Annotated in this window: 11 protein-coding genes; 7 read left to right on the forward strand and 4 right to left on the reverse strand. The window is 38.2% G+C overall.

All coding sequences use genetic code 11. The features are described 5' to 3' along the window. The first annotated feature begins 141 nt into the window (after positions 1-141). From ACI6MV_RS13545 to ACI6MV_RS13555, 3 genes are all read left to right on the forward strand, one after another. The gene (locus ACI6MV_RS13545; protein WP_407270843.1) at positions 142-534 is read left to right on the forward strand and encodes an OsmC family protein; all 393 of its coding nucleotides are present in this window, start codon (positions 142-144) and stop codon (positions 532-534) included. Between the two features lie 245 nt (positions 535-779). Then, positions 780-1,412 carry a YczE/YyaS/YitT family protein gene (locus ACI6MV_RS13550; protein ID WP_407270844.1) on the forward strand — a complete coding sequence of 211 codons (633 nt, stop codon included), beginning with the start codon at positions 780-782 and terminating at the stop codon, positions 1,410-1,412. 58 nt (positions 1,413-1,470) lie between these two features. Continuing rightward, positions 1,471-2,274 carry a YfkD famly protein gene (locus ACI6MV_RS13555; RefSeq protein ID WP_407270845.1) on the forward strand — a complete coding sequence of 268 codons (804 nt, stop codon included), beginning with the start codon at positions 1,471-1,473 and terminating at the stop codon, positions 2,272-2,274. Between the two features lie 96 nt (positions 2,275-2,370). On the opposite strand, the gene ACI6MV_RS13560 is transcribed toward ACI6MV_RS13555, so the two are convergent. Further along, on the reverse strand, positions 2,371-3,222 hold the full coding sequence (locus ACI6MV_RS13560; protein ID WP_407270846.1) for a mechanosensitive ion channel family protein: 852 nt from the start codon (positions 3,220-3,222) through the stop codon (positions 2,371-2,373). A gap of 125 nt (positions 3,223-3,347) precedes the next feature. Between ACI6MV_RS13560 and pdaA the strand changes: the two genes are divergently transcribed. Then, a complete protein-coding gene (pdaA, locus tag ACI6MV_RS13565; RefSeq protein WP_407270847.1) occupies positions 3,348-4,139 on the forward strand; it encodes a delta-lactam-biosynthetic de-N-acetylase in 792 nt (263 codons plus the stop codon). Between the two features lie 44 nt (positions 4,140-4,183). Here pdaA and ACI6MV_RS13570 read toward each other — a convergent pair whose 3' ends face one another. The 3 genes from ACI6MV_RS13570 to ACI6MV_RS13580 form a co-directional block, all read right to left on the reverse strand. After that, the gene (locus ACI6MV_RS13570; protein ID WP_407270848.1) at positions 4,184-6,286 is read right to left on the reverse strand and encodes an RNA degradosome polyphosphate kinase; all 2,103 of its coding nucleotides are present in this window, start codon (positions 6,284-6,286) and stop codon (positions 4,184-4,186) included. 200 nt (positions 6,287-6,486) lie between these two features. Then, positions 6,487-8,013: a Ppx/GppA phosphatase family protein gene (locus ACI6MV_RS13575; RefSeq protein WP_407270849.1), complete on the reverse strand. Its 1,527-nt coding sequence runs from the start codon at positions 8,011-8,013 to the stop codon at positions 6,487-6,489. Between the two features lie 472 nt (positions 8,014-8,485). After that, entirely contained in the window at positions 8,486-9,871 is a 1,386-nt protein-coding gene (locus ACI6MV_RS13580) for a tetratricopeptide repeat protein (RefSeq protein ID WP_407270850.1), read from the reverse strand. 321 nt (positions 9,872-10,192) lie between these two features. Between ACI6MV_RS13580 and mbcS the strand changes: the two genes are divergently transcribed. The 3 genes from mbcS to ACI6MV_RS13595 all read left to right on the forward strand — a co-directional run bounded on the left by mbcS (position 10,193) and on the right by ACI6MV_RS13595 (position 15,842). Next, the gene (gene mbcS / locus ACI6MV_RS13585) at positions 10,193-11,764 is read left to right on the forward strand and encodes an acyl-CoA synthetase MbcS (RefSeq protein WP_407270851.1); all 1,572 of its coding nucleotides are present in this window, start codon (positions 10,193-10,195) and stop codon (positions 11,762-11,764) included. Positions 11,765-12,582: 818 nt separating this feature from the next. Further along, positions 12,583-14,712 (forward strand): ATP-dependent Clp protease ATP-binding subunit, encoded by a 2,130-nt coding sequence (locus ACI6MV_RS13590; RefSeq protein WP_407270852.1) that lies wholly within the window; start codon positions 12,583-12,585, stop codon positions 14,710-14,712. A gap of 272 nt (positions 14,713-14,984) precedes the next feature. After that, positions 14,985-15,842, forward strand: a complete 858-nt coding sequence (locus ACI6MV_RS13595; RefSeq protein ID WP_407270853.1) for a dimethylarginine dimethylaminohydrolase family protein — start codon at positions 14,985-14,987, stop codon at positions 15,840-15,842. The last annotated feature ends 187 nt before the right edge of the window (positions 15,843-16,029 follow it).

Below are 16,029 nucleotides of genomic sequence, written 5' to 3' on the forward strand. Positions count from 1 at the left end.
AACTCCTCTCCGAAAAACATGCATTATCACTTTAATATGTAGCTTTCGAAAGGTCAATGAATATACTTGGAGCAGAAAATATGTGTTATTCATTTCATAAACGGGTAACATACCTATAGATGTTTATGGGAGGTTTTAATAGTGAAGCTTTTTTTGAAAGAACAAGGGATGCGGATAGACTTACCATATGGTGAATTAGATGTTTCTGGCAATGAAGAGTATGGTTTTCGTCCCTTTCAGTTGATGGTTGCCTCAATTGCTGGCTGTAGTGCATCTGTTTATCGCAAAATATTGGACAAACAGAAAATTGATTATGAAGATTTAATTATTAATGCTGAGGTTGAACGAAATGAGATGGAAGCGAATCGAATTGAAAGCATTCATTTAGAGTTCGTAGTGAAAGGCAGATACTTAGATGAGGGAAAACTATACAAAAATTTAGAGGTAGCACGAAAGAATTGCTCGATGATTAGATCTGTGGAAAATAGTATTAATATTAAAGAAAGCCTTGAATGCATCGAGATAAATAGCTAAAATAGAGGAGCCTTATTTCTTAATGGAATAAGAGCTTCTTTTTTTGCAAAATAAGCAAGTATAAAATTTGTACATGTGTCTAGCTCCGAGAGCCCAGCAACTAGCGAGACTTCCCTCACCTCCGTACGATAAGTCAACATCGACTCCCTTCGGATCGTCGTGTTTCCTTTATCTCCTACGGCTCAGTCCAGTCCGTACGTTGCTAAACGGGCGCTCTGCGCTTTTCTTATGTAAAGGAGGCATCTATGAGAAATATAGCAGTAAGAATTTTGTTTTATTTAATAGGTATATGTATTATGACTTTCGGTGCTTCCTTAACGATTAAAGCTGACCTTGGCGCAGGAGCGTGGGATGCGGTTAACGTTGCATTATCCGAGATGTCAGGTCTTACAGTCGGTAATTGGGTAATCATAATTGGAATCTTTCTTATGTTTACGAATGCAATGATTGCCAACATGCGCCCGGATTATCTAGCATTAATAACAATTTTTATCATTGGTTTTGTTATAGATTTTTGGTTGTTGATCGTTATGGCTGATTGGCATTTTGAACAGCTGCTCGTACAAGCAACAATGCTGATTATTGGAGTATTTATACTTGGCTTTGGTGTTTCGCTATACTTACAGCCTAGCCTGTTCATTAATCCGATTGATGGCTTTATGGTTGCTCTACACAAAAGATTTGGAATGAGCCTGTTAAAGGCAAAATCGATTACTGAAGGACTCGCTGTGCTAATCGGATTTCTGCTTGGTGGCCCTGTAGGTATCGGAACACTCTTGATACTTCTTTTCATAGGACCAGCGATTCAATTCTTTGAACCAATATCTAAGAAAATGCTAACTTTATTACAAAGTGAGAATGAAGTAATCCAACATTAAGTGCATAACATTCATGCGTTCTGAAAATACTATCCCAAAAAGGAAAGGAATGGGTCGCATGAAACAAGTTATCGCGCTAGTCATCGCTGTTTTACTTATTGGTATGGCTCCTTTTGCAGCATTTGCAAAAGAAGAAGAACCAAAGCAGAAAGACGGTAAAGACAATGAAATTCCTAGTCATGTATTAAATATATCAAAACAAAATACGTATCCTAATTCAACGAAAGACGAAGTAATTCTAGAGCCAAGTGAATTAGTCGAAGAATTAATCGAAAATGCTGATATGGAAATAGAAAACCCAGATTTAATCAAGCTGTTAAATGAAACTTCTATAAAGCCTTCCCCGATTGCTTTTGGTTATCGAGGGATGATTTATATGGGGCATTGGCCATTAAATTACAAATCAAATGAAACGAGTATTAATTGGGAATACCAAGAAATTAATACGAATCAAACGAACAATATCGGTGGTAATACGCAAAAAACAATGCATTACAATCAAGAGGAAGAGAAGCATGTCAAAGGTGGGTTAACAACTAAAATTGACAAACCTGATGACATTAAAAAGATGATGTTGTTAAATGCAAAGGAACAGACAGATCTGCCATTGTCATTTCACACGGTTGTTGGTAAAGGAACAAAGCTTGATAACTCTTACGCTGTTCCTACGAAAAAGGTAGGATATCTTCATTCTTATGCACCAGCTGTGAATGAAAAAGGGCAAGTCACATTTGGAGAAGTCTATTTACAATTAAAAGGTTCAAAAAAGAGTATTGTTGTCAAAAATGTAACCAAGCAAGGAATAGGTGCATGGATCCCAATTCAAGACCATGTTTCGTTTTCCTTCCAGCTTAAACAATAATAATGGATAAAAGGCTGTCATCGAGATGACAGCCTTTGGTTTTGTAAATATAGTGCATTGACACACGTTCAGTTCCGAGCGTCTTCGTTTTTTCTATTACTCCGACCGCATTTCAACACGCTGTTCAGCCATTTGAATGTTATTTTCAAACAATGCTTCAGCAATGATTCGACGGGTTTCCTTTGCTGCTGTAAAATATTCCGCATCATTACAAAGCCCTGATACCGTATACTTATAGCCGCGATATTGATCATTTAAAGAAGACATACCATATAATGTAAACGGCTCGACGGGCGCCCCGGTAATATCCTTTTTTAAATAGGTATGTAATTCTATATTAAGACGCTCACAAACCTCCTCAAGTAAGGAAAACATCTTCTTCGGATCTTCATAAAAGCTCGTTGTAACATGTTCTAAGACTCGCATTTTTTCCATGTTATAATTCTCAATTGCAGTTACTTTCCCGTTACTTATCGTCAACAATACACCAGACCATTGACGGATTTTTAAAAACCGTAAACCAATATCTTCTACAGTTCCAGAATACGTATTGTTTACTTTCACCCAATCGCCCTGTTGTAATTGTTTCTCGTAAAGAAGAAAAACCCCTGCGAAAAGATCTGTAATTAAGCTTTGTGCTCCAAAACCAACGACGATACCTATAATACCGGCACCGGCTAGGATACTACCCAACTCCACATCAAAGGTGATGTTAATAAAGTAGAAAAGAAATGCAAAGGTAACCACATATCTGATTAACGAATTTAACATCAATTCTAGGGTCCGTTCTTTCTTTTCTTCAATAAAATCGGTTCGTTTAAAAAAGGAATGAATGATTTTTCTTGAAATAATTAGGAATAATATCGCTAAGATTGCGGCTATCGTGAGCTTTGTGGCTGAATGCTCCCAGATTGTTTTTAAAAGCTCGTTACTCATTGAAAAGTCCATCATAATACCTCCGAGTTTGCAATTATGTATATTATAGCATGTCCTAGATGTGAAGGATGTGATTCTGCTTTGAATAAAAACAAAGCAATCAAGGAAAAATAAATAAAAAAAGTGGGGGACTGATGATGAAAAGAGTAAGTTGGTTAATGGTTGTGATATTAGGTATATGCTTAACTGTCATGCCAATGAATACAGATGCTGCCAGCTATGGTTGGGGCTATAAAAAAGGAACAAATCATGAACCACCAGAGGTAGGAAAATATGCGAACATACTTGAAAAATATGGCGGTTACTACCTTGATAAATCAGGAGACAAAGTCATATATCTCACCTTCGATAATGGCTATGAACAAGGATATACAGGTGATATTTTAAATGTTTTAAATGAATATCAAATCCCAGCAACCTTCTTTGTGACAGGTCACTATGTAGAAAGTAGCGAAGAGCTTGTAAAACGGATGGTAAAGGATGGTCATATTGTCGGCAACCATACGTATTATCATCCGGATTTAACAACCATTTCAAAAGAAGAAATGAAGAAAGAATTGGATAAGTTAGAAAAAGCAGTTGCTAATATTACATCTCAGAAATCAATGAAATATGTACGTCCCCCAAAAGGCGCCTTTAGTGATCAATCGTTACAGTGGCTGAATGAATTTGGCTATATCCCTATGTTTTGGTCGTTGGCCTTTGTCGATTGGAACATAAATGATCAAAAGGGTTGGCAAAAAAGTTATAATTCCGTGATTCAACAAATCCACCCTGGAGCAGTAATTCTTTTACACACTGTCTCGAAGGATAATGCAGATGCGTTAGAGCATTTGATTACAGACCTCAGAAAGCAAGGCTATACGTTTAAAAGCTTAGATGATTTAGTTTTGAAAGACATATTACCACCATCCATATTTGGAATGTAAATGATGTAAGAAAAAACCCGTAAAATTATTTCACGGGTTTTTTCTTACTCCTCATCCTCTAAAACGCGATTGGCCATATTATATAACACCATTTGACTATTGACTATTTCGGCGTTAGGGGATACCGCTACATAATGATACGTCCCATCACTGAATTGTTCACGTGCTTTTACATTATCCTTTAATGTAATCGCCAAGATTTTGTGGATTCGCATTTTAATATTGCGCTGATAAATTGGAAACATCAGTTCGACGCGTTTAACCATATTTCTTGTCATTAAGTCAGCAGAAGAAAGGTAGACCCGATCTTCGCCATTATGGTGGAAGTAATAAATGCGACTATGTTCAAGAAAGCGACCAACGATACTTAAGACGCGTACATTATCACTAACACCGGGAACTCCTGGTCTAAGGCAGCAGATCCCACGTACGATTAAATCGACTTTCACACCAGCTTGTGATGCCTCATAAAATTTTTTGATTAACGGTTTATCGGTAAGGGAGTTCATTTTGGCAATAATTCTGCCATTTTTATATTGCTTGTGGATGTCAATTTCTTGATCGATATGGTGAATAAAATCGTCTCGAATTTCAAATGGAGCCATCGATATATGGTTGAACTTTGGCTTTTCTGTGTATCCGCTCAAGTAATTGAAGAAGTTGGTGGCGTCAGTTCCGAATTCAGGATCACTTGTAAAAAGTCCCATATCCGTGTAAATCTCTGCCGTTTGATCGTTATAATTGCCAGTGCTAAGATGAACGAACTGCTCCACTGTTTCTCCACGTTTGCGCACGACTAACGTGATTTTACTGTGCGTTTTTAAGTAATTCATTCCGTAGATAACGTGACAGCCAACCTTTTCAAGTTCTTTCGCCCAGTGCACATTCTTCTCTTCATCAAATCGTGCCTTCAGTTCAACTAGAACAGTTACTTGCTTTCCTTTTTCTGCAGCTCTTAATAATGCTGCAATTATTGGAGAGTCACCGCTTACTCGATATAAGGTTTGTTTGATTGCAAGTACATCCGGATCGTCTGCAGCACTGGAAATAAACTCAACAACCGGCTGAAAAGACTCATACGGATGGTGTAGAAAGATATCACGTTCTTTGGCTGCCTCAAAGATGTTTTCCTGAAAATCCAAATCAATCGGAGGCTGTGGAATAAGTGTCTGGTAAACGAGATCCTCTTTAACTGCAGCTAAGTTTTTATAAAACTGAAATAAATAGGTTAAGTCAAGCGGCCCGTTTACGATATACAGATCACCTTTGTGAATTTCAAGTACCTGAAGTAAAAAATTCACGATTGTCTGATCATACTTGTCTTCACGTACCTCTAGGCGAACTGCAGAACCCCATTTACGTTTTTTTAATTCTTTTTCAATTTCCTTTAGAAGGTCTCTTGCACCCTCTTCGTGAATGGTCATATCCGCATTTCTAGTTATTCGAAATTCCGTAATCGATTTTACCTTATAGCCTTTGAAAAATTTATGAATAAAATGACTGATGATATCCTCTAATAGAACGTAATGAATTTGATAATGATTAATCCGCACATAACGGTCTAACAAGGCCGGTACTTGTACAATAGCTGTCTTCGTATCGATCACACTAGAGTCAGACATGTCTTCAAGTACAACAGCTAAATTGATCGATTTATTCAATAACATCGGAAATGGTCGATAAGCGTCAATCGCCATCGGTGTTAATACAGGAAAAATTTGTTCATCGAAATATTCTTCTAGCTGTTCTAGTTGTTGAAAATCCAAATCATCCAATGATACAGTAGCAATATGTTCATTTTCTAGAAGCGGGATTAGCTTATGATAGGTTTGATATTGCTGATCAACGAGCTTATGGTTGAAATCAGAAATTCGGGCCAGTTGTTGTTTAGGTGTTAGACCCGCTTTATTTTCAGGTTTATTAAACCCGGCTTTCATTTGATCGGTTAGACCGGCAACGCGTACCATGAAGAATTCATCCAAGTTCGAACTAAAGATCGCCAAAAACTTCATGCGTTCTAATAAAGGATTATAGGTATCTTGTGCTTCTTCCAATACGCGTTGGTTAAAGGCTAACCAGCTTAACTCACGATTATTGTAATACAATGGATTGTCTAATGAATTTATTTCCGTAACGAAGCTCGACACTATTATCATCCTTTGTTAATAGTAACTCATTTTTACTATACAACATAAGAGGCTCATGATATATTAAGAATTTGTAAAATTTTATAAAATTTCTAATCAATTATAATACCGTCATGTCTTGATTCATATGCGACAGTTCGAGTGGTTAGATAAACTCTAGCCTATAGTGCAAATCATAATAGTAGGCAAATGAAATTGACTTAATTCGATACAAAGTTTAATTCAATGTTTTTCTTAAGCAATTTCTCCAAGTGCTTTTTTTGTTTCTCTGATTGATACTCCTCAGGCAACCAATTTTGGTTGCAGAAAAGCGTCATATAAATCGTATCCTTTTTAATCGTTACTTCAAAATCCTGAACAACCTGTCTTTTTGTTGCGTCCAAGCAGTAAGTAAATTTAAGCATCGCACCTAATAGATGTAATTTTTTTTGTTCCTTTTTCAAAAACCACTGCTTGTACGGTTGCAAGAATTGCTTGAAAACCGTTTTGTTTTTAAACGATGCAACTAGAGCAAGCTTTAGTCGATCAATATGCAAAAGGCCATCAATCGTGCGGTTCGCTAACAAATAAAAAGTATGCTGTGCACTGGATTCTGAATCGATATAATTACCTAGATTAAAACAAAAGCTGGCCCGCTTTATTTGGATCCAGTCTTGCTGCGTCAACAAACCAATGCCATTACTTTGTAATACATGAAATAGCTTTCTTGTAATATACTGTACGTGTAAAATTTGTTTTGGACTTAGATTGTAATCATTGATCAATTCTTGAATACTATCTTCGAGCACATTAGGGAATAAAAAAGATCCGAGGTCCTTAGAGAGCTGTTCATAAAAGACACCATCACGTAACCCTTTTCTACTTAATACAAACGAACTTGCTTCAATCGTGTTATACAAACAATGAAAAACTTCAATTGCTGGTAAGATGATGTCGGCTCTGTCCTTTGATAATCCTTCGACCTTTTGCAGGGTTTGCAATGGTTGGGCAGCCAAATAGTTGCTGATATATGCTATATCGCTATCATTCATTTCATATTGGTGTAAGCCTGCTAATGGGTATCTTTTGATATTTTGATCAATTTGAACCATGTTTCGTGCACTTCCACCAATTCCAATTAGTGGCACTCTTTTATTTTTTAGCCATGGCAATGTTTGGAACTGTTCGTACAAAAAATTTCGAAGCTTATTTATTTCTAAATCTGTCGGTACTTCACTAATAAAAAAATCTTTAAGCGTGAGCGCACCAAAAGGAAAACTGTGTGACTCCATCAACTTACGGTTCTTGTAGTAAGTAACCTCTGTACTGCCACCACCGATATCAACGGTAATTCCCTCTGTTAAAGATGTAGAATTAACTACCGCTAAGTACCCATAAAAGGCTTCCTCTTGTTCTGATAATATTCGCATTTCGAAGCCAATATGCTTTTTTACTGCATCTTGTATCGTAGATTTATTTCTAGCTTGTCGAATTGTTGCTGTAGCAACGCAGACAATATCCGATAATTGATATGTTTCTGCTACTTCCTTGAAGCTAGTGAGTGTTGTGATTAAAATGCCTAGACCAGTTTCTGTTAAATTATTATCTTTATCTAAGTGATTACGTAATCGTGCGACAGCTTTCACGTTTTCTATTTCGCGTAATCTGCCAGCTTTTTCTTGCACATAAACGACAAACCGCATCGTATTTGATCCGATATCTATAATTGCAAAATAATTTTTATCCATCATATCACCCGTCTATAGTTATTGTGTCCCATATTATAACATAATGCTAATCGCTAAGAGACAAGTGGCTGTTGGGTTGAGGAGGGGGGTCGGGTAGACATGGGAACGTTTTTGGGAGATGTCCCACCTGTTGGGGTGTGGGCTTCGCGGACACCTTGGCAGTTATCTGTGACATAACCAAACTAAATGAGGATTATACGGCCATCAGTGCGCTTAGTTAAATGAAGTTGTTGCTACGGTGTGCTTTTGTTGGCAAATAAGGGCTATGGTGTCCGCTGAACTATCAAAACATTGATTTTAGTCGAAATAAGTGCATCTGTGTCCGCCTAAATTATGGTCGGCCACGCCAAGTTGACTCGATAACCACAGTAAACCGAATCGCCTGGCCAACCTATAGATGCCTAACATTGGTCGCCGGCTTTACCGGACCCAGTGCACACAGCCTAGATCTGATTCAGCCGAATCATTAGGCTCATGCTGAAGAGTGTTTTTGCATTTGTACAAGCAGCTGTTGATAAGTGCTTGCTTCAGTTTTATCCCCTAATTTCCGGTAAGCATTCATTAGTAATTGAACTGGTTTTGGATCTGTTGGTTTTAGTTCCATTTCCCACTTAAAGCAGTCGATTGATTTATCAAGCTGATCCAACTCTAAATACATTTCCCCTAAAGGGAGCTGGCGATCTGGATCGTCTTCTAGTAGCTGCATTTTTTTAAGTCTCTGCGCGATAGGTAAGGATATACTAGCATTTCGGAAAGCGGCTAACCAATCGCTAACTTCTGCCAGTGTATGCTCGGTTAATAGGATAGACACAGTCCTTATGACAATCTTATCTAAGGCAACATGCTCATCTTTAAATAATTCAACTAATCGTACATTTAATTTTGGGTACAAGGTAAGTAGTGTAGATGGTTTTGCCGATAAAAAGTTAGTTGCCACAGTTGGCATTTGGTTTGGAGCTGGTTGTACCGATCGATCGACGAGAAATCGAACAATACTGTCTGCATCATTGGAATCGAGGAAACTGCCAAATAGATCCGACTGTAGATCGGGGTGATGGTTTTGTTCTGCAATAATATAAAGCAACTTTTGCTGCTCTTCTTGGGGAAAGTGGCTGCGAATTAGCGCTTTAATTTCTGACCAATAGTCAGTAGAAAATTGGTTGTTGAGCATCGATAAGCGCACTGCCAATTCATCGAGATATCGTTTTTCATTGCGAAGTAAACCGAGCAACAAGGCCGCCTTTTTCGGTGTAGACCTATCTGTGAAACAAAGAATTTCTAACTGAATCGGATCTCTATCTACAAGTGCGTATAAATCCTTATATATTTCTTCGTAGGATTTGAATTGCATACTGCTAATCATGTCGTTAGAAAAAGTATCATTTTCGTCAAATAATACGGCAATCTTTAATATTTTGTACGCAGACAGCATTTGTCCATTTCTACGAAAATCATAATAGGTCTTTTTTAGCAATTTACTTATTTGTTTATGGGATATAAATGAATCGAAGAATGTAAAGATTAAACTAATTTCTTGTGGAGTATATTTTCCTGTTAGCTTATTATAGAGCTGGTTGAAGCGACTGTGGGAAAAGGAATGATGCAATTGGATGACTTGATCCGTAATTGGGTGATCTCCGTCAAACAAAACACCATGAGCAAAGGCCTTATGGATATAACTGTTTAATACGATGTGCTTAGGACGCACCCATGTAAGAAAGTTATCTTTATAAAAAAATATATAATAGTGTCGTTGCTTTGCATCAATTGCTTCGACTATTTTACTTTGACGAAACACAGAGAGGCGAGTTGCTTCTAGGGTAATCGGCTTTTTATTGTCAGTAACGGAGAATTGCATACGATCCCTCCTTGATTTGCTTCTATCATATCATAATTACCTTATCCTCGTACAACTCATAGGTGATATCTTTTTTGACAGTCAAGGAATATATGAGAAGTATGAAGATAATCTTTAATCCAGTTTTAGCCATCGCCAGCCCCTGTGCCAGCCTCATCAAAGTCTTAAGCGGATCCTCTACATGGAAGTGCGCCACTCCAAGGCTTGTCGGATATGGTCGAGGAGTCTGCGCTTTTTATAAACAAATGACTTTCCAGCTATTTTAAAACTTGCTATAATGACATGTAATTAGTACCTACTACTAAGTAAAAGGGTGAGACTGTGAAACGAGAAGATTTAATTGCACCTATGCAATATAACGTAGTGATGGAAGTAGAGCAATATGCGCAGGATCCAAAGCGAAAAGCAATTATTTTAGAAGATGAACAAGCAAATATAGAAGAAATAACGTATGCACAATTATTAGCAAATGCCAATAAAATTGGAAATATATTTCTAGAAAATGGCCTGCAAAAAGGTGACAAAATTCTAGTTATGGTGCCGCGGATCATCGAAGCATATGAAGTATATTTAGCAGCATTAAAGACCGGTATTGTTGTTGTACCAAGTTCAGAAATGCTACGCACCAAAGATTTACAATACCGTGTTACTCATGGGGAAGCAAAAGGAATCGTCAGCTATTATCCATTTGTTGAACCTTTTATGGGGCTTGAAGAATATCATCAATTGCAGAAATTCACCCTTGGTGGCGATGTGAATGAATGGAAAAATTTGAGCACATTGAAACAAGCAGCATCTGATAGGTTAGAGATGGTGTCGACTACACGTGATGATATTGCATTTTTACCATATACTTCTGGAACTACAGGTAATCCAAAAGGTGTGGTGCACACGCATGCATGGGGCTATGCACACTTGCAAACAGCTCCGAAAAACTGGTTGAGCATTCATGAAAGAGACGTCGTATGGGCAACAGCTGCACCTGGATGGCAAAAATGGGTGTGGAGTCCATTACTTTCCGTGCTCGGTTCAGGAGCTACAGGGTTTGTTTATAATGGTAAATTCAATCCAAAAACATACCTTCGTTTACTTGAGAAACATAGTGTTAATGTACTTTGCTGCACACCAACTGAATATCGCTTGATGGCAAAAGTAGATAATCTACCTGACTATCAGTTACCAGCTTTGCATAGTGCGGTCTCAGCGGGAGAGCCACTTAATCGCGAGGTAATTGATACGTTCCAGAAACACTTTGATGTGACAGTTAGGGATGGCTATGGCCAAACAGAGAACACATTATTGTTAGGATTCCTAAAAGGTATGGACGTTAAACCTGGATCGATGGGTAAACCAACACCAGGAAATCAAGTTGTACTTATTGATGAAGATTGTAATCCTGTAGCACCGGGAACGGTTGGGGATATTGCAATTCCACTAGATACACCAGCACTTTTCAAAGAATACTACAAAGACCCGGCACGAACAAAAAAAGCACAGCGCGGTGACTATTACGTGACAGGTGACCAAGCATCGATGGATGAAGACGGCTACTTCTGGTTTGAAGGTAGAAGCGATGATATTATCGTAAGCTCCGGCTATACAATTGGACCATTTGAAGTAGAAGACGCATTAATCAAACATGCATCGGTGAAAGAATGTGCTGTTGTTGCCAGTCCGGACGAGATTCGTGGTAACGTCGTAAAAGCGTACGTTGTACTACAAGATAATGTTAGTGGTGATGATCAATTAATCAAACAACTACAAGACCATGTAAAAACATTAACAGCGCCTTATAAATATCCGCGTAAAATTGAATTTATAGATGAGTTGCCAAAAACATCATCAGGAAAGATTCGTCGGATTGAATTAAGACAAAAAGAAACAGTTTTATAAGAAGGAAGAAATCGTGTGGGTATCCCATGCGATTTTTTATTAACTTGTAACATTACTTTGTCCAAGATATGTTACGATGGAAGAAAAGTTAGGCTAATAAGGGGAGATTGTGTAATGAAGGAATTAGCCTGGGTCGTGCTACTCGTTATTGCACTTATTCTAGTACCAATTAAAGTAGACAGTCCAAACGTTGACCATAATAACCTACCAATTCAATAACAATGAGTTGGTAGGTTTTTTATGTTGTTTTCGTAGAGGTATTTCATAGTTGAAGTAATATGCGTCGTAGTTTGGCGAGTGCTTGCCCCGCTCCGGAAATGCCCTTCGCTTTCCGCGGGGGGCTAGTGAGCCTCCTCGAACTGCGTTCTGCGGGGTCTCACTTACGCCGCTAGTCCCGCAGGAGTCGAAGGGCATTTCCTCCGCTTCATAACGGGATTGCTCTTTACGTCGGGTGATTGTAGCTCCAGGCAGCCGACTCCAGCGGGAAAAGCGCGAGCTGAAGATCCACTCAGAAGCGCACTATGGGACTGCGATTACTCGTCCCACCGAAAACATTTGCTTCTGAGTTAGCTGAAGCCGTGCCTGTTTAAAGAAAAACGCTTTAAACTAGCGAAAAGCGACTGCCGGAGCGGAAATCACGAGCACTACGTTACGCCGGAGTATAGCCATTATACGCAATAAAAAACAGCATTAAATTTTCAAAACAAAATACTTGAAAGTCAAAGTTAGTCAAACTATAATAGGGTTAGGTCAAAGATAGTCAAAGTCAAACATTGACCAAATCTAATTAGGTGAAACAAATGAAGGAGGAGTCGGCTATGCAATGTCAACATTGCGGCGTTCGTCAAGCGGAAGTACATGTTACCCTTCGATTTAATGATCAAACTCAACAATTAAATGTATGTCAAAATTGTTTCCAAGAAATACAACAAAGTGCAAAGAATCCATCAGGTTTCTTTTCAGATAAAGATTTTAATGCTCAATCCGGAGCAAACAATCCGTTTACCTCTGGTTTTCAGGCTGGTGGACAAAAACAGCAAAAGAACGGCAAGCAAAGAGGTGGCGGGTTACTGGACGAGCTTGGCAGAAATTTAAGTCATGCTGCTAAAGCTGGTTTGATTGATCCAGTGATTGGAAGAGATAAAGAAGTTAAACGTGTGATGGAGACATTGAATCGAAGAAATAAAAATAATCCTGTTTTAATTGGTGAGCCAGGTGTAGGTAAAACAGCAATTGCGGAAGGCTTAGCTCTAAAAATTGCTGATGGTGAAGTACCAACTAAACTACAAAACAAGGAAATTTATATATTGGATGTTGCGTCACTCGTAGCGAATACAGGAATGCGCGGTCAATTTGAAGAGCGTATGAAGCAACTAGTTAAAGAGTTGCATGAGCGTAATAATGTGATTTTGTTCGTTGATGAGATCCACTTGCTCGTTGGCGCAGGTACAGCAGAAGGCTCACAAATGGACGCAGGTAATATTTTAAAACCTGCTTTAGCGCGTGGCGAGTTACAGCTAGTCGGTGCGACAACGTTGAAAGAGTATCGTCAAATTGAAAAGGATGCAGCGTTAGAACGCCGTTTCCAGCCCATCATTGTAAAAGAACCTTCAACAGAAGAAGCTATTCAAATATTGCAGGGGCTACAAGGGCGATACGAAGCGTATCATCGTGTTAAATACACGGATGAAGCAGTAGATGGAGCAGTGTTGCTTTCACAGCGTTACTTACAAGACCGTTTCTTACCAGATAAAGCAATAGACTTGATTGATGAAGCTGGGTCTCGTTTGAACTTGCAGCATTCTGAATCAGATGTTGATACGCTGCAAACGCGCTTAGATGAAATAGCGAAAGAAAAACAGGAAGCTGCAGAAAAAGAAGATTACGAGCGTGCAGCGAACTTAAGACATCAAGAAGTACTGTTAGAGAAAAAACTACAAGAAGCAAATGATGAGCCAAACGCAGAGGTTACAGTGGAGGATATCCAGTTGATTATTGAAGAGAAAACTGGCATTCCTGTCCGTAAGCTACAATCTGATGAACAAACGAAGATGAAGCAGCTAGCTTCTAATTTATCAGCGAAGGTTATTGGTCAGGAAACTGCCGTGCAAAAAGTAGCGAAAGCCGTTCGTCGTAGTCGTGCAGGCTTAAAATCAAAACATCGTCCAATTGGTTCATTCTTATTCGTTGGACCAACAGGTGTTGGTAAAACAGAACTAACGAAGTCACTTGCAGAAGAACTGTTTGGTACGAAGGAATCACTGATCCGTCTGGATATGAGTGAATATATGGAAAAACATTCGGTATCAAAAATTATTGGGTCACCACCAGGGTATGTGGGACACGAAGATGCGGGTCAGTTAACGGAACGTGTACGCCGTAACCCGTATGGTTTAATTTTGCTAGATGAGATTGAAAAAGCACATCCAGACGTGCAGAACATGTTCCTACAAATCATGGAAGATGGTCACTTAACCGATAGCCATGGGAGAAAAGTGAGCTTTAAAGATACCGTTATTATAATGACAAGTAATGCTGGCACTGGTTCTAAAAAAATCACCGTCGGCTTTGATAAGGAAAATAACGAGGCAATATCGACTTTAGAAGTTTTAGGCGACTACTTCAAGCCAGAGTTTCTAAATCGCTTTGATGCAATCATCCCGTTTAATGAATTGCACCAAGCCGATTTAATTAAAATCGTCGACATTATGCTTGATGAGTTGGCAGTAAACTTAAAAGATGAAGGATATGCAATTACCGTTACAGATGAAGCGAAGAAATATTTATCTGATAAAGGTTATGATCCTCGTTTTGGAGCCCGACCATTACGTCGTGTTATTCAAGACAAAGTAGAGGACAGTATTACAGATTTAATTTTAGAAGAAGATGATGTGAAGACAATTCATGTTAATCTAGTCGAAGATACAATTAAGGTGACGAAAGCGTAACATACACTAACGCATGGGAAAGATACAATTTTCCATGCGTTATTTTTTATAGTCTATCTTTTGAGTGTTTCGAACAAAGAAAAATAAGGAAATACTGTTATAATAAGTGTAACTACCACTGAATATTCACATACTTATGTAGCTTTCTTGGAACAATAAAATATTACACTAGTCAATTTCATAACAATGATTTGTGCCATAAGTCACTGTTATAAAAAGCTGTATAAGATAATCATGAAATTGACACACATAGAAAAAATGGGGGGAAGTATATGTCTACAGAGTCACACCAACAAACAAATAAAGTAGCCGTAAAAACAGAGTATGGACGATTAGAAAAGGTGATTCTTTGTCCACCAGAGAATATGAAAATTAGTGAAATAATCAATGAAACACAAAAACGTTATAAATCGGAAAATATTGATGTAGATGTCGCGATGCAGCAATATCAAAGTTTTGCCAATTTACTTAGAGACCATGGTGTCGAAGTAATTGAATTGGACACACAACAGGAATTAAATGAGCAAGTGTTTACTAGAGATATTGGTTTTACAATTGGCGACCATTTATTTATTTCATCCATGGGAAGCGGCATTCGTGAAGGAGAGATTACCGTCTTAAAGCAACGCTTAGATGACGAAAATATTAACTATCATGATCTCGCAGAATACTCGATAGAAGGCGGCGATGTCATTCTTGATGATGATCGTGTTTGGATTGGTGTTAGCAATCGAACAACAATCGAAGCGATCAACTACTTGCAACAGCAATTACCAGATTATCAAATCATCCCAATGCCAATCAATGAAAAAATTCTTCACCTAGACTGCGCCTTTAATATTTTGTCGGAGAACCAAGCGATTGTTTTTCCAGACGCATTTACAGAAGAAGATCTAGCAAAAATTAAACAGCATTTTGAAATAATTGAAGTCACCGAAGAGGAACAGTTTACTTTAGGTACGAACGTGCTATCGATAGGTGATAATAAAATTATTGGCATGCCTAAAAATGCGAGTGTTAATAAAAAACTGGCAGCTAAAGGCTTTGACATACTTGAGGTGCCTTTTTCAGAAATTATTAAATCAGGCGGGTCGTTTCGATGTTGTTCGCTGCCGCTTAGAAGATCTTAAACAAACGGCTTCCACTTTAGAATGATTTTGATACGTTTACAAAATGAGCAGTCAACGCACTGCTCATTTTTAAATAGGTTAAACAAATTAATATGTAAAAAATGGTATAATGAATATAGAGAGGGTGATACCATTGGCAATGGAGGAATCAAAAGCGAAAGTAGGGATTAATCCTGAATTCCTGCCT

The organism is Radiobacillus sp. PE A8.2, from assembly GCF_045635475.1.
GTDB lineage: Bacteria > Bacillota > Bacilli > Bacillales > Amphibacillaceae > JBJGXI01.

What these genes read in the sequence shown, in the direction of transcription:
- ACI6MV_RS13595 (WP_407270853.1), top strand. Translation starts at nt 14,985, where the DNA reads ATGTCTACAGAGTCACACCAACAAACAAATAAAGTAGCCGTAAAAACA.
- ACI6MV_RS13590 (WP_407270852.1), top strand. Translation starts at nt 12,583, where the DNA reads ATGCAATGTCAACATTGCGGCGTTCGTCAAGCGGAAGTACATGTTACC.
- pdaA (WP_407270847.1), top strand. Translation starts at nt 3,348, where the DNA reads ATGAAAAGAGTAAGTTGGTTAATGGTTGTGATATTAGGTATATGCTTA.
- ACI6MV_RS13550 (WP_407270844.1), top strand. Translation starts at nt 780, where the DNA reads ATGAGAAATATAGCAGTAAGAATTTTGTTTTATTTAATAGGTATATGT.
- ACI6MV_RS13555 (WP_407270845.1), top strand. Translation starts at nt 1,471, where the DNA reads ATGAAACAAGTTATCGCGCTAGTCATCGCTGTTTTACTTATTGGTATG.
- ACI6MV_RS13580 (WP_407270850.1), bottom strand. Translation starts at nt 9,871, where the DNA reads ATGCAATTCTCCGTTACTGACAATAAAAAGCCGATTACCCTAGAAGCA.
- ACI6MV_RS13575 (WP_407270849.1), bottom strand. Translation starts at nt 8,013, where the DNA reads ATGGATAAAAATTATTTTGCAATTATAGATATCGGATCAAATACGATG.
- ACI6MV_RS13560 (WP_407270846.1), bottom strand. Translation starts at nt 3,222, where the DNA reads ATGGACTTTTCAATGAGTAACGAGCTTTTAAAAACAATCTGGGAGCAT.